Origin of the sequence: Cryobacterium roopkundense (assembly GCF_014200405.1) — a bacterium.
Classification (GTDB): Bacteria; Actinomycetota; Actinomycetes; order Actinomycetales; family Microbacteriaceae; genus Cryobacterium; species Cryobacterium roopkundense.
On record NZ_JACHBQ010000001.1, the window covers coordinates 2,331,085 to 2,348,003 of the forward strand.

The following is a 16,919-nucleotide window of genomic DNA, read 5'->3' on the forward strand; positions in this document are numbered from 1 at the left end:
GGCGGGACACATCGTGAAGTTGATGTGCGAGTGGCCGGGACGCGATTGCGTACCGGCCACTCGTTTCGCTGATCGCGGGTTAGTCCTGTGTGCCGTCTTCAACCGCGACACCGTTGATGTCATCGCTGGTGTCTTCGGTTTCGGACTCCGTGCCTGACGCGGTGCCGGATTCGGTGCCGGATTCGGTGCCGGTGTCGTCGGCGGTTTCGCCGTCGTTCGTTCCGTCTTCGACCTCGTTCTGAACGTTGTCCGTGTCGACTGCCGTAGTGGCGGGTTCCACGGTCGAGGTGGACGACGAGGGTTTGGCGGGAGTGGCCTGGGCGCCGGCGGTGAGGGTGATGCCGCCGACGAGCGCCAGGGCCAGGGCTACGGCTGCGCCGCCAGCGATTTTCGTCTTCTTCTGCATTGTGTGCCTTTCGTAGTGGGCTCCGCGGCTGCGGGGCCATACTTCCAAGCTAGGGAGGGGCACGTGAGATGAGCGTGAGAGCCTGTGCGTCCCTGGCGGGTTAGGGGCGTAGTGGAAGTTTGACCGTGACGGTCGTTCCGACGCCCAGCTGCGAGGTCAGCGTTACACGCCCGTCGTGGGCTTGGATAATTTGCTGCACCAGGCTGAGACCGAGACCGTGCCCGGGCTGGGATCGTGCCTGGTCGGATCGCCAGAACCGGTTGAAGGCGTGCTTGAGGTCGTTTTTGTCCATGCCCATGCCGGTGTCACGCACTGTAAAGCTGCACGTACCGTCGACGACGTCGGTGCCTACGGTGACGACACCCGATACTGGGGTGAACTTCAGCGCATTGTCAATAACATTGGCAATCGCTCGAGCGAGCAGCGCCGGGGATCCCACAACAACCGTGGGTGGCCCCAGGTGAACGTCCAACCGGGCGACATCCTCCGGGCTAAGCGATCGCGCGGCGGCGTCGAGCCGGACAAGCTCGTTCAGGTCGACACGTTCGTACGTTCTCTTCAGCTCAGGTCCCCCTCCCCTGGACAGCAGGAGGAGGTCATTGGTGAGTTGGGTAAGGCCGCCGACGGCTTCCAGCGCGGTGTGCATCGCCTGCTCGTACTCGGCCGGTGTGCGGGTGCTCAGCAGGGCCAGTTCGAGTTCGCCCTGAATGATGCTCAGCGGGCTGCGCATCTCGTGGGAGGCGCCGTCGACGAAACGTTGCTGCAGCCCGTAGCTTTTCTGTAACGGTGCGAGGGCTGTTCGGGCCATGGCATAGCTGGCGAGAGGGATCAGCACGAGGAGTGCGGCGTAGAGTACGAGCAGGCCGGTGCGGAGGTTGGCGAAGCCCTGTTCGGCGGCGTTGAGGGCGCTGGCGCTGTCAGATTCGGCGGCGTCGAAGTCGAAGGTTCCGGTGACGAAGGTGTAAGTGCCGACCGCGAACGCGGCGAACAGCACCAGTTGCACGATCGTGTAGGTGAGGGTGAGGCGTACCAGCGCGCAGCGAAACATCAGCTGTCCGCGGCAATCAGATAGCCGGCCCCGCGACGGGTCTGAATGATGTCCGGCTCCCCGGGCAAGGTCAGTTTTTGCCGCAGGTAGCGGATGTAGGTCTGCACCACGTTGCTGAACCCCTCGTAGTTGCTGTCCCAGGCGTGGTCGATCAGCTCGCTCGTGCTGATGATCGCGCCGGCGTTGCGCATCAGGTATTCCAGCACGGCGAATTCCTTTGCCGTGAGCACGATGCTGCGTCCAGCACGCTGGGCGGTACGTGTGGCCGGGTCGAGGGTGACTCCCTGGGCATGCAGCAGGGGCGCGAAGGCGCGTGGTGAACGACGCAGCAGCGCCCGCACCCGGGCCAGCAACTCGACCAGGTGGAACGGTTTGACGATGTAGTCGTCGGCCCCGGCGTCCAGGCCCTCCACCTTGGTGCGCATCGAGTCCAAGGCGGTGAGCATCAATACCGGTACGTCGCGGTTGATCAAGCGGATGCGTCGGCACACGTCCATCCCGCCGCCCGGCAACCCCGGCAGCATCAGGTCGAGAACGACGAGATCGTAGCTGTCGATCTCGAACGCCTGAACCCCGTCGGGCGCGGTGTGAGCGACGTCGACGGCATAGCCGGATTCGGTGAGGGTACGACGGATGACGTCCGCGATGCGGACGTCATCCTCGACGACGAGGAGCCTCACACGCTGCCCATCATGGGATGGGCGGCCGGGTGGTAGTCGGCCTGTTCACCGGTTCCTTCTCCCTTGGCTGCGGTGCCGTTGGCGATCTGCACACCATCGGCGCTGACCTGCATCGCGAAGTCGACCTGCCCTCCGGGTCCAAACCTCGACGTCGGCTCATCGATGAACAACACGGCTGGCCCGTGCAAAAACGGCCTGGTCGATTCCCACGCGCTGGCGCATGCCCTTGCTGAAGGTCCCACCCGCTGGTTGTCATGATGGGTGAAATCCAGAATGGTCAAAACGTCGCGAAGCCGGATCGAACGATGAAGACTCTGCGTGCTGGCGACGAACCATGAAGGCACGGATGACGACCGGCACCACGGAGAGCACGACGATGCCGATCAACACGAGATCGATGTAGCGTGCGGCAAAGTCGGCGACGCCCGGAATACGAGCCAGTCCGAATCCCAGAAGCACCACCCCGGTCGTCCACAACACGGCACCAACGATGTTGAACAGGGTGAACACCCGCCGGGGCATCTTGCCGACGCCTGCGGCGACGGGAGCAAAGGTTCGCACAACCGGTACGAACCGGGCGATGGTCACGGCTGCCGGGCCGAAACGGTCAAAGAAGCCCTGCGTCCGGGTGACGCTCGCTCGACTGAACAGGCCGGAGTCACGCCTTTCGAAAATGCGTGGACCGGATATTCGCCCGTTGAGGTAGCCGAGCTGGTCACCCAGCGCGGCCGAGACGGCGACGGCCGGGATCACGATCCAGATCGGCTGGCTGATCACCCCGCTGAGAGTGAGCACGCCGGTGAAGAACAGCAGGGTATCGCCGGGCAGGAAGAACCCGACGAGCAGGCCCGTCTCCACGAACACGATCGCGCACACGACGACGAGGCCCCAGACCCCGGCACCCGCGATCACCGACTGCGGATCCAGAAAACCGGAGGTAGGGAATGCAGTGCTGATCGTGACGTTCATGCTGAAAGGTCCTTCTCTCAAGTTATCTGAAGATGGGCTGGGCAGCCGTTTCGGCGCTGAGTGGTTTAGACAGCGGCCGTCAGCTATGCATCTGAGGTTGAGTGTTCGTGGTGCGGGCGCGACGGGTGAGCACGACCACCAGGACGAGAATGACGGTCAGGAATAGCACGCTGGTTCCTGTGGTCCCGAGTCCGAGGCCGCCGTCGGCGAGGGGCTGAGAGAGCAAGTCACCAGTGGATGCGCCGAGCGGGCGGGTGAGGATGTATGCGATCCAGAAGGCGAGCACGGCGTTCAGGTGGAAGACGAAGTACGCCACGGCGACCAGCGCGATTGCGGCGGCAAAGACGAGCAGCGCGACGAAGAAGCCCAGGTTGAGTCCCTCTGCGACGAGGTCACCCGCCGCAGTGCCCAGGGCGAACGTGAACAACACGGCCAACCAGTAGAACGACTCCCGACGAGTCGTGAAGATCGAGTGGATGGACAGTGTCTTCTCCGAGATTGCCCAGACGGTGAAGGTCGCCGCCAACGCGATGGCGAAGACGACCGTCGTCACCCACAGGGGCACACCGAGACTGTCCGTAAGGTTATCGGTGATCAGAGTTCCGACAACGCTGATGAGCACCACGGCTAGCCAGTAGACCGCGGGGGTATATTTGTGCAGCTTGAACTGCACAATTAGCGCGGCGACCAGCAGGACCGCCATGATGACCGACGTGATCGTTAGGCCCAGGCCCAGGTCAACGTTGAGGAAGTCCGCGGCGGTCTCCCCCACCGTGGTTGCGAGGACCTTGATCACCCAAAAGATGAGGGTGACCTCGGGCACCTTGGTCAGGAGGTTCCGGACGGGCGAGACGGCTGTGGAGCGTGGTGACGTCGTGGACATGTGTTCCTCCTGGGCTGGGGTCGGTACTACCAGCGAACACGGTGGTGTCTAAGACTTCTCACAGAAGCGAGCGCTCCCCGCCCAAGATCGACAGCTACTTGCCAGAGAGTGACGGTCTACTCGGCGGCGAAGGGGCAGGATCAGGCCTGCCTCGAGCGAGGAAGGGTAAGCCTGATCGCGGTGCCCGCGACGGAGCTGTCGACGACGTGCACGGTTCCGCCGTAGCGCACCGCAATTTCGCGCACCAGGGACAGGCCGATACCGAACCCGGTGCGGGCATGTCCGCCACTGTCCACGGCCGCGCCGGAGTGGGCGAACCGATCGAAGATGCGCGCGGGATCGATGCCCTGGATGCCGGGGCCACGATCCCGCACGGTGACCGTCACCATCTTCTTGGTCACGGCGACGCCGACCGTGATGATCGAGCCGCTGGGGGCGAAGCGCACCGCATTGTCCAGTAGGGCGACCACGCACCGGGTGATGCTGGAGGCGGGCACGCGCACCGGCGCAGGCTGGGTCGCATCTATTTCGATGGTGATGTGTTGGTCGACGGCGATGAGTACCAGGGATTGCACGGCGTCGTCGACGGCAGCGACCAGGTCGGTGACGTCCGTGTCGTGCGCGGCGGCGCCGCCGATTTCGGCCGACTCGAGCAGGTCGTTGACGATGTGGATGAGGTCCTTCGCATCACCGCGTAGCTCCGCCACGACCGAGGACGACGGGTCGCCGGCGGGGAGGGTGCGTTGCAGAATTTGCAGGCGGGCGTCAAGCACCGCAAGGGGGGTGCGGAGTTCATGGCTGGCGTCGGCGACAAACGCCCGTTGGAGGCGCAGCACGTCGCCGAGCGGTTCCACGGCGCGGCGAGTGACCAGCCAGCTCAACACCCCCGCCAGAATGATCAATGCCACGCCCAACACCGCGGCGGCCCACAGCAGGTTGACGGCGCTGACCTGCAGGTTGTCGGTGTCGGGCACCGGTTCGAACAGCTCACCGGGCGAGATCTCGGAGAGGATGTAGACGAAGACAGCCACGATGACCACCGCAACAACCGCAGCGCACGCGACCGCGATTCGGGTACCGACGAGGAGGGAAGCGCGACGGACGGCGAGGGTGTCGCTGTCAACGATTCGGTTGGCGCTGTGGGTCATGGTTGTCCCAGGCGGTAGCCCGCACCGCGCACGGTGAGGACGATGTCCGTGTCGGTCTTCCGCCGAAGATAGTGCACGTAGGTATCCACCGTTCCGGCGGTATCCGCAGCGCTGAACACGGTCTGCAGGATCTGCTGGCGGGAGAACGTGCGTTGCGGAGCATCCGCCAATAGCTTAAGTAGCTCGTTCTCCTTAACCGTGAGCAAGATGCGGCCGTCGTACGGGGAATAGATGGTGCGACTGTCGGGATAGTATTCCCACCCGCCCACCAGCAGCGTGCGACCCTCACCGGTGAAGACCCGACGGATGGCGCGGAGCCGGGCGAAGAGTTCGTCAAATTCGAACGGTTTGACCAGGTAGTCGTTGGCACCGATATCGAGCCCGGCCACCTTGTCCCCGGTCGTCCCCAGTGCGGTGAGGAGCAGGATCGGGGTGGTGATAAGTTTTCGGCGGAGCGCTTGAACGATTCCGAGGCCGTCCAGGGTGGGCAGGCGCCGGTCGATGACCATCACCTCGAACTCGCTCGTCAGGCCAGCGGCCAAGCCCTCGCCGCCATCGGCGACCAGCGTGACATCGTAGATTTCTGAGAGCACATCCCGGATCATCGAGCCAAGCTTGGCATCGTCCTCGATCAGCAGCAGCCGGGCGCGAGCGGTGCTCTCAGCGGACATTCCAGACTCCTCCGTGCACGGGTCCGACGTGGAGGTCGGATCGACGTTGGCTCCAGTGTGCCAGTAGTAGCGTCCATGCGGCGTTGACCAGCGCCACGGCGGCAATGGAGTACGCGATCGATGCGACCACATCTGACGGATAGTGCACGCCCAAGTAGACGCGGGATGCTGCCGTGGCGAGCACCACCACGGCACCCGTTACCTTCACATACGGATACAGCCGGTTGCCGGCAGCGACGACGATGACCCCGAGCAGGAAGCTGGCCGCGAAACTGGTGTGTCCGCTGGGATAGCTGAGGCCACCGGGCAGAGTGGAAGTCCACTGAACAGGGCCGACTCCCCCGTTCGCCTCGGTGGGTCGATGCTTGTCTAGGAGCGTGGGTCAGTAGTACCAAACTTTAAAACGCCGGTCGATTTCCCGGGCTTGGGGTGGTGGTCTGGGAAAATTGCTTATGAGCGATTCTGATGGCCTGTTCCCCGCGACGGAACTTGAGCACGTTGACGTGGTCGTGGATGACGGCGTTGAGGCTGGCGGTGGCGTGAACAAGCGGTTTCGGGCTTTCGAGCCGAATGCTGTGATGTTGGTGCCGCCGGATTTGGGTGAGTGGTTGCCGCAGAATCACCTTTCCCGTTTCATCGCGGACATCGTCGAAACTCAGCTGGATCTGAAGAAGTTCTATGCCTCTTACGCGAAGTCGAAGGGGCAGCCGCCGTATGACCCTCGGTTGATGGTCCGGGTGCTCCTTTACGGGTATTGCGTCGGGGTTCGTTCGTCACGCGAGTTGGAGCGGGTGTGCGTGGACGTGGTCGCGTTTCGCTGGTTGGCGGCGCAGCAGGCACCTGATTTTCGTTCCATCGCCCGGTTCCGAAAACGCCACCTCTCCAGTCTGGGAAACGTGTTCTTGCAGGCATTGGAACTCTGCCGCGCGGCCGGAATGGTCTCACTCGGGCAGGTCGCGTTGGACGGCACGAAGGTGCGCGCGAATGCGTCCCGGCGCAAGGCGATGAGTTACGCCCGGTTGACGGAGAAGCAGAAGGTCCTCGCCGACGAGGTGTCTGCACTGCTGGCTGACGCGGACGCGATCGATGACGCGGAGGATGCTCGTTTCGGAAAGGACAAACGCGGTGATGAGTTGCCGCCGGAGCTTGCCCGGCGGGAGTCACGCTTGGTGAAACTGGCCGAAGCGCGCGCTGGCTTGGAGGCCGACGCGGCCGTCCGGGCGCGGAAAGAGGCCGAGAAGAAGGCCCGGGACAAGGGCGACGATGACGACATTGCTGCGCAGAAGGGTGATGATGCGGCGAAGAACGCGGTCGTGAGGCCGAAGGCTCAACGCAACTTCACCGACCCGGATTCACGGATCATGAAGACCGCCGACGGGTCGTTCCACTACGCCTACAACGCACAGGCCATCGTTGATGCCGACCATCAGATCATCGTCGCGACGACGCTGACGAATATTGGCGTGGATGTTGAACAGGTCGTGCCGCTGGTCGAGAAACTCCACGCCACGACCGGCGTCCTGCCCCGGCAGGTCCTGGCGGATGCCGGGTATTGTTCCGCAACAAATCTGGACTACGCGAAGACTGTTGAAGATGGCAGCGACGGCCGGACCGAGTTTTTCATCGCGACCGGCCGGGTCAAGCACGGCGAGCGTGTTCCTGAAGTTCCTCGGGGCCGGATCCCGGCCAATGCGACGCTGCGGGAACGCATGGCGCGGAAGCTCAAGACGAAGAAGGGCCGCGCGGTTTATGCGCGGCGCAAAGCGATCGTGGAGCCCGTGTTCGGTCAGATCCACACTCGGCAGGGCAAGTTTGTGTTGCTGCGCGGGTTGGAGCAAGCAGCGCACGAGTGGTATCTGATCGCGGCCTGCCACAACCTGATGAAGCTGCACACCATGCAAACCAAGGCGCTTCTGGCCACGCCGGCCGCGCTGATAGCTAGCCCGGCAACCTAAAGAGCAGGGCGGAACCGCCCTGACGGGCCGCGGCAACAACCTCGCCTGAACCACCAACGCGACCGTGGCCCTCTTTTCAATCGGCACAACCACAATCCCTGCGCCACAGGCCTTGATTGCCAGGCCAGCACCGCCCAACCCATCCCGAGGCTTGGACCCGTATTTCGCGGCACCAACCGTAAATAGGCGTTACTGACTCACGCTCCTAGGCTGGCGTGCGCAGTACCAAGCGTGATCGAAGGACCACGAAGAGCGCAACGCTACGTCGCCGCCGACCTCATATTCACCGAAATATTCATCACCGTGCTCCTCACCTGGGACCTCATCTCAACGCTGACGCTCGCGCTTGCCGTGGCCGGCCACGAAGACCCCACTGTCATCGTGGCGCTCAATGACCTGCGGCTCGTCCGCGAAAAGCCCTGGCCCAAAGCCTTCATTGCGAATCGCGACACCCGTGGTCAAGACATGTGACGAATCGATCGCGCAGCTTATGCGAGTGTCAGGCCGAGGGTTTCAAACCGGCAAGTCGGAGCACGGCGGAGAGCCCTTCGGGTGTTCCCGGCCACTGTCGCGTGACCGCAGCGCTGCCCGCCCGACGAGTTGCGAATCGCAGAGCGATCGCGACGACGATCGCGTCGTCGGCGTATCCGAGAACGGGTATGAAATCTGGAATAAGGTCGATCGGCGATAACAGGTAGAGCAAGAGAACCGCGAGCCAGATTCGAACCCCGATTGGCACGGTGCGATCGGCTGCGAGGCGTTGGAGGAGTCGGGCGACGTCGGGCGCGAGGCGCAGGAGATCACGAATTGACGCACCGCCAGGATGCCGCCGTTGTTCGAGCCAGAGAACCAGAACGAGCGACAGCCACAGCACCAGCATTCCGCCGAGCACGCTGAAGGCGATTTCCCACCAAGTCGTCATGATCTGGCACCGATTCTGATTGAACTGTCGAGCCAGCCGTTTGGGTTCCCCGAAGCCTCCGCGACGGACCGCGCGAAGGCGAACACGATGACGCCGATGAGGTTCCATCCCAGCGTGATTCGTTCGAGGGATTTCCCTCTCAGAAGGCGCTTCGCTGCATGATCTGTGAACGTCATCTCCGCATTCTCGCAGTCCACGCGCGGATTCGACCGATGACAGCACGGCCGCGGTTGCGATTGCGGTTGCGGTTGCGCAGTAGCAAGGCGCAACGACCGTTCTCCCCGAGCGGCCGCGACGTCTGCTACCGACGGCGCCCCGCCTCACAATCCGAGCACGTTGCTCGCCCCGGCACCATCCACGCAGAAGGATAAACATCGCGTACCCGACCAGCTTCGCCATTGCCGCCTCCAGATGTCTCGCAGCTGTCCCTGCCGACCGGAATCCTACGACCAGGCAAAAACACACGTTGCGAGACACGCCGGCTCTCCCCCGGCGCCGGGCAACGGTTCCCGCATCCCCGCCGCCGCGCGGATGTCCAGTGCGTTTATCTGCGAAATCGCGTAACGCCATTCTGTCTCGTCAAGGTGTCTCGCATCCCACGGCTTTCGAGATTTAACTCTTGTCAGTGTCGGAGGCCCAACCTACACTCGCTGTATCGAATAGACGTTCGATATCGAGGGGTTGGAGACGCAGATGCAGCAGGGCTTTCCGCACCTCCACGTCGCCTCCGCATGCTCCCCGCACTACGGCGTGACCATGCCCGTAGCACTCGTCGCCCAGGGAGCGGCCGCCGGCAGCGACTTTCTCGCCCTCACTAACACGGACGGGCTCTACGACGCCGTGAAGCACGTGCGCGCCTGCCCATCCGCGGGCATTCGGCCGGGCCCGGGCGCCGACCTCGCGGTGCACGATGACGAGCACCGACCCCTTGGCCGGGTGACCGTGCTCGCCCGCGCCGGGCACGGCCGCGGATACGCCGCACTCTGCCGGGCCGTCAGCTCCGCGCACCAGACCGGCCGAATGCCGAGCATCGACCGACGCCAGCTCGCCACCTGGGCCGAGGGCCACACCCTCACCGTGCTGCTCTGCCCGCTCTCTGACGTCCCCCTCGCGGTCGAACGCCGAGACAGCCTTGACGCCACCGCCGCACTGGGCGCCTGGCTCCGTGTCATGCCGATCGGCTCGGTCACCCTCGAGGTCGCCTGCCATCTCGCGCCGACCGGCCAGCGAGGTTCGGTGGCCGCAGCCACACGGATGCTGGGCCTTTCGGAGGACACCGGAACCACCGCCATCCTCTCTAATGCTGTGCGCTACGGCGAGCCCGAAGACGCGGCCACCGCGGATCTCGCCGACGCGACCCGCCTGCTCAGAGCGCTGGCCCAACTGACCGAACCGCAGGCGAACGGGCAGGCCTGGCTGAAAGACAGCGTCCACATGCGCCGGGTCGCGCGGATGGTCGTCGACGCCGGCGCCCGCAATCCCGGCGCCCTCGACCTGCTGTTTCGCACCACCCAGGAACTCGCGGACCGGTGCGCCCTGGACCCGGCCGAAGATCTCGGGCTCGGCACGCCACGGATGCCCGAGGCCTCCATCATCGATGTGGTCGGCGACCCCGTCGCCGAGCTCTGGCGCCGAGCTCTGGCGCCGAGCTCGGCACGGCATCGACGACCGCTACGCCGGCACCACCCTCATCGACGCCGCCCCACCGAGCTGGCCCATAAGATGGAAACCGTCGAGCACCTCGCGTTCGCCGCGTACTTCTTGACCGTCGCCCGCGTCACCTACCTGATCCGCGGCATGGGCGTGCGCGTGCAGGCCCGCGGCTCCGGAGTCGGCTCCGCGCTGAAATATGCCCTGCGCACCTCGTCGGTCGAACCCATCGAAAACGGCCTGATCTGGGAGCGCTTCCTCTCCCCCGAACGTCAAACCCTTCCCGACATCGACCTCTTGACGTCGAGTTCGCCCGGCGCCACGACATCTACCGCGAAGTGTTCCAGACTTTCGGCGCCGACCGCGTCTCGCTCATGTCGATGACCAACGCCTACCGCGGCCGCGGCGCAGTGCGGGACGCCGGCCTCGCGCTCGGCATGCCCGAAGAGCAGGTCGCGGCGATCGCCAAGCAGATGTGGCGCTTCAACGCCCGCGACTTCCGCCAGGCCGTCGAGGAGAAACCCGAACTCGCGGAACTCGCCGCGCAAGTGCGGGAGTCCCCGCAGCTGGACCAGCTGGTGCACCTGACCGAAAAGCTGGACCGGCTCCCCCGCCACATCAGCGTGCACCCCTGCGGCGTCATCCTCTCCGACGCGTCGCTCCTTGACCGCACCCCGGTGCAACGCTCCGGGATGGGACTGCCGATATCGCAGTTCGACAAGCACGACATGGACCCGATGGGCCTGATCAAACTCGACATCCTCGGCGTGCGCATGCACAGGCCATGGCCCACGCCATCCAAGAGCACCGGAAACTCAACGGCGAAACCATCGACCACGACCGAATCCCCCTCGAAGACGAACCCACCTACGAGATGCTGCGCACCACGCGCACCCTGGGCGTCTTCCAGCTCGAATCCCCCGGCCAAATGGAACTGATCGGCAAACTCCAACCCGAAACGTTCAACGACCTGACCGTGGAAATCAGCCTGTTCCGCCCCGGCCCCATTCAAGCCAACATGCCCCTGCAATACCTCAAAGCCCGCCACGGCGAAACCATCGCCGACCACATGCACCCCCGTTTCAAACCGTTCCTCGCCGAAACCAACGGCGTCGTCGTCTTCCACGAACAGGTCATGCGACTCTTCGACGAACTCACCGGCAGCGGCATGGGAAAAGCGGATGTCTTCCGTCGGCACCTCGGAAAATTCGCCGACCTCGCCGACATCGAGACGTACGTTCGTGAGCAGGCAGCCACCCGCGGGTTCACGGCATCCGTCATCGACCGGGCCTGGAAAGTGCTGTCGGGTTTTGGCAGTTTCGGCTTCGCCAAAGCCCACGGCGCGGCGTTTGCCCGCACCACGTATGAGAGCGCCTGGCTGAAAAGGCACCACCCGGCGACGTTCTTCGCCGGGCTGCTCACCCACGACCCCGGCACGTGGCCCAAAGACCTGATCGTCGCCATAGCCCGCAACCTCGGCGTGCCCATCCTCGGCCTCGACGTTCAACCATCGGCTTTGGACTACCGGGTCGAGCAGTTGGGTGATGGCCGGCTGGGCATCCGTCTTGCCTTGCCCGAGCTCGCCGGCTCGAGCTCGGTGGAGCGCCACCGGATCGCGGAGCACCAACCGTTCTCGTCTTTGCAGGACTTTCGCGACCGGGTGCGGCCGCGCCGGCGCACGTTCGAAGCCCTCGCCCGGGTTGGGGCCCTGGACTCGCTCATCGGCTACGACCGTGGCCGGCGCGGCGACCTGCTCGCGCACATCCAGGGTCTTGGTGGCCGCGCTCTGCCCGTCGCAGCCGACCAACTCGCCTTCGACATCGAGCTGCCCCTGCCCGACTCCGACCGCTCGGCCACCGCCCTCGACCTGCGCGGCATCAGCCAAACGGATGTCGAACACGCGTCAGGTAACCGCTAGGGAGCCGCTGCTGACGCGATGGATCGTTCGATCACGTTTGAGCCCACGATCAAAGACACTCGCTGTGCGGAGGTTTCGCCGGTCTAACCCGCGGTTGAGAAAAGGCAAAGGCCAACCCCGTTGGAGCCTGCAGGGACTAGCCGTGGCCCACGGTCAGGCGTTGCGGGCTATTTCCGCCGCAAGGTCATGGAGCTGGCGCGCGAGGTCGGCGGCCTGCGCGGCGAGCTCTGCGCGGCCGGGCTTCTCCCCGGCGGCCGGGGCGGGTTCGGGCGCCGGAACGGGCGCCGGCTCACCAGATCGGCCCGCTCGTTGGCCCGCACCAGGTTCGTCAGTGCCGACCACGTCGAGGTCGAAAACCACCCGATCGGCGCGATGCCAGGTGGAGAACATCTCGATGGGAACTCCGTTCTCATCGAGGCTCGTACCCTCGAGCAGCAGCAGCGGCTCTCCCACGCTGATCTGCAACAATTCGGCGAGGGCCTTTGTGGCCGCCACCGCACGCACCTGACGGCGCCCGGACACGATCGACACGCCCAGGCGAGAGCGCAAAACGGCGTGCAGGGACGCATCCGTGAGTTCGGCCCTTGTCAGGTTCGCACCTAACGCCCGCGGCACCCAGGTGTGGATGACGGCAAGCGGCCCGCTCCCGGCGGATCGCAGGCGACGGATGCCCACAACCTCGGCCCCGCCCAGGGCAGCCGATGCAGCGGCGTTTTCCTCAGGACCGAGCGCAAGCACGGCCGTGAATACATCGGCGCCCTCCGCCGAAATCTGCGCGGATAGTCCCGACATGCGCTGCACCAGCCGATGGTGCTCCCCCCGCGGAGACACCACGCTGCCGCGACCGCGTCCGCGCTGCACCAGCCCCTGCGCGCTGAGCGCGGCGAGCGCCTGCCGAACAACAGACCGAGAAACGGAGAATCGCTCCTGCAGCTCCGCCTCGGTCGGCAGCTGCGACCCGGGAGGCAACGCACCACTGAGGATATGCGAGCGGACGACCGCCCCCACCTGGCTGTGCAACGGGGTACCGTTCGCGGAATCTACTGAACCGGCGGGAACCTCATCTAGCCACATCGTTCCATCGTAAGCCGGGGTGCGCCCGGAGCCGAGCGGCCTACCGGGCGCCGCCTCGGCATCCGCTGGCCCGATCATCACGATCAGGCAGCCTGCGCGGTCTTCCAGACGTGGTCCCACCCCGGCGCGAGCTCTGCGGCGCGCTCAAGCGACAGCACCAGGCTGGCCTCGCGGGCGATGCCCTTGCCCGCGATGTCAAACGCGGTGCCGTGGTCGACCGAGACGCGCACGACGGGCAGTCCCACCGTGATATTCACACCGTCATCACCGTAAACGGCTTTGAACGGCGCGTGACCCTGGTCGTGGTAGCAAACCACCGCGAGGTTGTACTTGCCGCGAACAGCCGCCGGAATGAGCGCATCGCCAGGCAGTGGGCCCTCGACGTTCAGTCCGCGGGCCCGAGCCATTGCCACGGCCGGTGCCAGGATGTCGGCATCTTCGTCGCCGAAGAGACGGTTCTCCCCTGCATGCGGGTTCAGGCCGGCAAGACCGATGATTTCGTCCGGCTTGCCCATGGACTTTGCGAATGCCCCGGCCAATTCGAGCACGCTGAGGGTGCGCTCCACCGTGATGTTTTCGATCGCCTGGCGCATGGACACGTGCGTGGTGAGGTGGAAGAAATACAGGTCTCCGGCCGAGAGCACCAGGGAAAAGTTCTTCACGCCGAATTCGTGGGCGAGCAGTTCGGTGTGTCCGGGCCAGTTGTGGCCGCCCTCGTGCATGGCCGCCTTGTTCAGCGGGGCGGTCACGATTCCCTGCACCTCGCCGGCCCGGGCGAGCCGGCAGGCCTCCACCACGAATCGGTAGGAGGCGTCGCCGGCGGCGGCGCTCAGCACGCCCTGTTGCACGTTTTCCAACGAGGGTCCGGTCTGCAACAACTCGATCGTTCCCGGCACGTTGCGGGCCTCGGCGACGGTCTTGATCACTCGAATGGCCGCCGGGTCGCCGCCCACGTTGAGCACGCCCCGGCGCATCGCCGCCTCGTCGCCGATCACGACCGGGATGCACCGGGTGCGAACATCATCGTGGCCGAGGAGCGACTTGGCGGTGATTTCGGGACCGATTCCGGCCACGTCTCCGATGGTGACGGCAAGGATGGGAAGGGTCATGGCTGTACTCCTGTGTTCGGGTCGACTGGGGGGCTGAGCACGTGGTCAGCCAGAAGTTCGGGAAGAATATCGGAAATCGATGCGGCGGCGCCGAAGCCGCCGGCTTTGGTGACCACAGTGAGGCCATCGGCCAGTCCACCTTCGATCAGGCCCACCGGGATACCCTCCCGGATCGCATCCGTCACCATGATGGCGCTGGCCGCAAACCGGTCCAGCACGGCCCGGGCGCCCTCGCCGCCCATGAGCACGACGGCGCCCACGGGCCGGTGGGCGAACACTGCGGCCGTGATGATCGCCAGCCCCTCGGCGATGACGACGGCCGCCGTCGCGGTTGACGTCGGTGCTGGCGTCGGTCTCGGCGTGCTTCCGGCGTCGACAGCGGATGCCGCGGGCCGCTCGGACGGCGTCGCCACGATCACGACCGCGGGAAGATCCGGCGCAGAGGCCAGTTCCGCGGCGATCCATTCACCGATCGCACCGGGCGTGAGCAGCACGGCGAGGCTGGGTGCAAACGTGCGCACGTGCTCGGTCGACGTGTTCTCGACCAGATGGTCGTACTGGGATCGGGACATATCGTGCAGGGAGCTGACGACGACAATCACTCGTTCCGCCTGCTGACGCGGCTGCGCAACCGCCACGGCGAGGTCGGGACGCCACACCTGCGAGAGGGCCACGGCGAGCCCGGCGCTGCCTGCCGGTACGACCTCGGCGCCGAGCACGGCGACGGCTTCGGCAAGAGCCAGCAGGTCGGCATCCGTCTGGGCATCGACGGTGATCACGCGCGTCAGATTCTGCCCGGCGGCGCGAAGCTGTTCGGCGTGATCTGCCGCGCTGCCCGCGTCGAGGGTGACGTGCACGCTTCCGGGCACCAACTCACGCAGCAGATTGGTGGTGACGGGAGTCACGGGATCGATACCGATCGCCGTCGTCTCCACCCCTTTGCCGTTGACAAGCACCCGACCGTTCAGCACTGTGCGTCCCATCGCCGGGTAGGCCGGGCAGGCCACGGCGAAGGCCCCGGGGTGCCGGAGTTGCCAGGTCTTCAGCGCACCCACAATCTGCGCGTGAGCCGAACCGCGCATGGTCGAATCGATCTTCAGCAGGAGCCGATTCACCCCGCCTGCGGCGAGAGCCTCCACGGCGTCCGCGGTACTGCGGCAGGCCAGCGGCGCGGGCTGCGCGCGGGCGTCGGACACCACGGCGATCACGGCGCCGTGACGAAGAACCTGGCTGTCGGGCGGCGTCAATGCCAACCGGGTGTGCCATCCGTCCCGGGCAAACTGCACCGCGGAGTCGCCGCCGCCGGTGAGGTCATCGGCCACGATCCCGACCGAGATGTGGTGAGCATCGCGGCGGTTCGCTGAGACGTCAAGCGAGTGCCGGTCTCCTGTGCTGTCGTCGGTGGCGCCCCTCGATGGCACGGAGTCAGTCATGGTCACGAATGCTCGACCGTGCGGGCGGGCACGTTGTCGCCCGTGGATTCGGATTCGGATTCGGGTGCCCTGGCGGCGAGGCCACCTTCGCGCTTGAGCACCCAGGTAGCCAGCAGCGGCGCGAACACCGCGGTGACGAGCACGGCGGAAGCGACCTGGGCGGTGGCGACCTCAACGTAGGGAGCGAACGTGGGGTCGGCGAGGGCGATGATGGCCGGCGTGGCGATGGCATTGCCGGCCGTGGTGGCCGACGCAATGCCGATACCGGACTTGTTGCCGCGACGGAGGATGAACCTGTAGCCGAGGTAGGCGAGCAGTCCGGTGAACAGGGTGGCGACGACGCCCACGACAATGCCGGAGAGCCCGCCAGAGAGCACATTCTGCAGGTTGATGCCGGTACCGAGGGCGAAGGCGAAGAACGGAATGATCATGTTGGGGATCGGGCGCATCACCTCGGTCCACTTCTGGTCGAGGTTACCCACGATAATGCCGATCAACAGCGGAATGACGGCGGCCAGCAGCAGCTGGAACGGGATATTGGCCAGGCCGGCGACGCCGAGGAAGAGCATCGAAAAGAAGGGACCGTCGTTGATGGCGGAAGCCATGTAGGCGCCGCGATCCCGGGCATCCCCGTACCGACCGGTGAAGGCGAGCCACAGTCCGCCGTTGCTGTTGTCCATGGTCACCAGCAGAGCCAGGATCGAGACGCCCAAGATTCCGTCGAGTCCAACAACCTGGGCGAGCAGCACCACGACAGTGGCCGGGAGAATCGACTTGCACAGCAGCAGCACGCCCGATGTGGCGAGTACCGGCCCGGACGTCTTGAGGGTGATCTGCATGCCGGTCGCGAAGATCAGCAGGCCGATCAGGGGAAGAGCGCTGGCCTGGAACAACGCCGTGGTGAAGTTACCCATGGTGAGGAAGCCGGGAAAGAACGTGCCGACGACGGAACCCAGAATGAGCGGGATGAGCATGAGTCCGCCGGGAATGCGGTTCATGCCGTCAAACAGGGGCACTCGGCTGGCGATTCTGGATTCGGCTACCATGGCGAAT

18 protein-coding genes and 2 pseudogenes are annotated in these 16,919 nt (G+C 65.3%); 5 read left to right on the forward strand and 15 right to left on the reverse strand.

Features of this window, described 5'->3' with window-relative positions; all coding sequences use genetic code 11:
* Positions 1 to 79 precede the first annotated feature (79 nt).
* The 9 genes and pseudogenes from BJ997_RS10965 to BJ997_RS11005 all read right to left on the reverse strand — a co-directional run.
* Positions 80 to 406, reverse strand: coding sequence for a hypothetical protein (locus BJ997_RS10965; RefSeq protein ID WP_035839362.1), 327 nt, complete (start codon positions 404 to 406; stop codon positions 80 to 82).
* Between the two features lie 100 nt (positions 407 to 506).
* On the reverse strand, positions 507 to 1,454 hold the full coding sequence (locus BJ997_RS10970) for a sensor histidine kinase (protein ID WP_035839360.1): 948 nt from the start codon (positions 1,452 to 1,454) through the stop codon (positions 507 to 509).
* Complete coding sequence (locus BJ997_RS21935; RefSeq protein ID WP_035839359.1) at positions 1,454 to 2,134, reverse strand: response regulator transcription factor; 681 nt, start codon at positions 2,132 to 2,134, stop codon at positions 1,454 to 1,456. The genes BJ997_RS10970 and BJ997_RS21935 overlap by 1 nt, the downstream gene beginning before the upstream one ends.
* Entirely contained in the window at positions 2,131 to 2,307 is a 177-nt protein-coding gene (locus BJ997_RS10980; protein WP_183323451.1) for a hypothetical protein, read from the reverse strand. Before BJ997_RS10980 ends, BJ997_RS21935 begins: the two co-directional genes overlap by 4 nt.
* Before the next feature lie 79 nt (positions 2,308 to 2,386).
* The gene (locus BJ997_RS10985) at positions 2,387 to 3,103 is read right to left on the reverse strand and encodes a DedA family protein (protein WP_052542621.1); all 717 of its coding nucleotides are present in this window, start codon (positions 3,101 to 3,103) and stop codon (positions 2,387 to 2,389) included.
* A gap of 79 nt (positions 3,104 to 3,182) precedes the next feature.
* Positions 3,183 to 3,986, reverse strand: a complete 804-nt coding sequence (locus BJ997_RS10990) for a COG4705 family protein (RefSeq protein WP_035839357.1) — start codon at positions 3,984 to 3,986, stop codon at positions 3,183 to 3,185.
* A 140-nt stretch (positions 3,987 to 4,126) separates the two neighbouring features.
* Complete coding sequence (locus BJ997_RS10995; protein ID WP_052542620.1) at positions 4,127 to 5,134, reverse strand: sensor histidine kinase; 1,008 nt, start codon at positions 5,132 to 5,134, stop codon at positions 4,127 to 4,129.
* On the reverse strand, positions 5,131 to 5,805 hold the full coding sequence (locus BJ997_RS11000; protein ID WP_035839354.1) for a response regulator transcription factor: 675 nt from the start codon (positions 5,803 to 5,805) through the stop codon (positions 5,131 to 5,133). The genes BJ997_RS10995 and BJ997_RS11000 overlap by 4 nt, the downstream gene beginning before the upstream one ends.
* Positions 5,795 to 6,163: pseudogene (locus BJ997_RS11005) on the reverse strand (phosphatase PAP2 family protein); the annotation flags it as partial. The gene BJ997_RS11000 and the pseudogene BJ997_RS11005, both read right to left, overlap by 11 nt.
* Positions 6,164 to 6,344: 181 nt before the next feature.
* On the opposite strand from BJ997_RS11005, the gene BJ997_RS11010 reads away from it, so the two are divergent.
* Together BJ997_RS11010 and BJ997_RS11015 are read left to right on the forward strand one after the other, a co-directional pair.
* Positions 6,345 to 7,760, forward strand: a complete 1,416-nt coding sequence (locus BJ997_RS11010; protein WP_420827197.1) for an IS1182 family transposase — start codon at positions 6,345 to 6,347, stop codon at positions 7,758 to 7,760.
* A gap of 231 nt (positions 7,761 to 7,991) precedes the next feature.
* Positions 7,992 to 8,231, forward strand: a complete 240-nt coding sequence (locus BJ997_RS11015; RefSeq protein ID WP_052542109.1) for a hypothetical protein — start codon at positions 7,992 to 7,994, stop codon at positions 8,229 to 8,231.
* Positions 8,232 to 8,259: 28 nt separating this feature from the next.
* Here the strand turns inward: BJ997_RS11015 and BJ997_RS11020 are convergent, their stop codons facing one another.
* The gene (locus BJ997_RS11020; protein WP_035836088.1) at positions 8,260 to 8,682 is read right to left on the reverse strand and encodes a YkvA family protein; all 423 of its coding nucleotides are present in this window, start codon (positions 8,680 to 8,682) and stop codon (positions 8,260 to 8,262) included.
* Positions 8,679 to 8,858, reverse strand: a complete 180-nt coding sequence (locus BJ997_RS11025; RefSeq protein ID WP_035836087.1) for a hypothetical protein — start codon at positions 8,856 to 8,858, stop codon at positions 8,679 to 8,681. The genes BJ997_RS11020 and BJ997_RS11025 overlap by 4 nt, the downstream gene beginning before the upstream one ends.
* Before the next feature lie 517 nt (positions 8,859 to 9,375).
* Here BJ997_RS11025 and BJ997_RS11030 point away from each other — a divergent pair.
* From BJ997_RS11030 to BJ997_RS11035, 3 genes and pseudogenes are all read left to right on the forward strand, one after another.
* A complete protein-coding gene (locus BJ997_RS11030) occupies positions 9,376 to 10,716 on the forward strand; it encodes a PHP domain-containing protein (RefSeq protein WP_052542108.1) in 1,341 nt (446 codons plus the stop codon).
* Positions 10,671 to 11,039: pseudogene (locus BJ997_RS21770) on the forward strand (DNA polymerase III subunit alpha); the annotation flags it as partial. The gene BJ997_RS11030 and the pseudogene BJ997_RS21770, both read left to right, overlap by 46 nt.
* Before the next feature lie 77 nt (positions 11,040 to 11,116).
* Entirely contained in the window at positions 11,117 to 12,250 is a 1,134-nt protein-coding gene (locus BJ997_RS11035; RefSeq protein ID WP_084141133.1) for a helix-hairpin-helix domain-containing protein, read from the forward strand.
* A 153-nt stretch (positions 12,251 to 12,403) separates the two neighbouring features.
* Here BJ997_RS11035 and BJ997_RS21775 read toward each other — a convergent pair whose 3' ends face one another.
* The 4 genes from BJ997_RS21775 to BJ997_RS11055 are packed head-to-tail and all read right to left on the reverse strand — an operon-like array spanning position 12,404 to position 16,912.
* Positions 12,404 to 13,402 carry a GntR family transcriptional regulator gene (locus BJ997_RS21775; RefSeq protein WP_276512211.1) on the reverse strand — a complete coding sequence of 333 codons (999 nt, stop codon included), beginning with the start codon at positions 13,400 to 13,402 and terminating at the stop codon, positions 12,404 to 12,406.
* Between the two features lie 5 nt (positions 13,403 to 13,407).
* On the reverse strand, positions 13,408 to 14,433 hold the full coding sequence (gene pdxA / locus BJ997_RS11045) for a 4-hydroxythreonine-4-phosphate dehydrogenase PdxA (protein WP_035836086.1): 1,026 nt from the start codon (positions 14,431 to 14,433) through the stop codon (positions 13,408 to 13,410).
* On the reverse strand, positions 14,430 to 15,866 hold the full coding sequence (locus BJ997_RS11050; RefSeq protein ID WP_052542104.1) for a four-carbon acid sugar kinase family protein: 1,437 nt from the start codon (positions 15,864 to 15,866) through the stop codon (positions 14,430 to 14,432). The genes pdxA and BJ997_RS11050 overlap by 4 nt, the downstream gene beginning before the upstream one ends.
* Positions 15,867 to 15,868: 2 nt before the next feature.
* On the reverse strand, positions 15,869 to 16,912 hold the full coding sequence (locus tag BJ997_RS11055; protein ID WP_052542103.1) for a 2-keto-3-deoxygluconate permease: 1,044 nt from the start codon (positions 16,910 to 16,912) through the stop codon (positions 15,869 to 15,871).
* Positions 16,913 to 16,919: the final 7 nt, after the last annotated feature.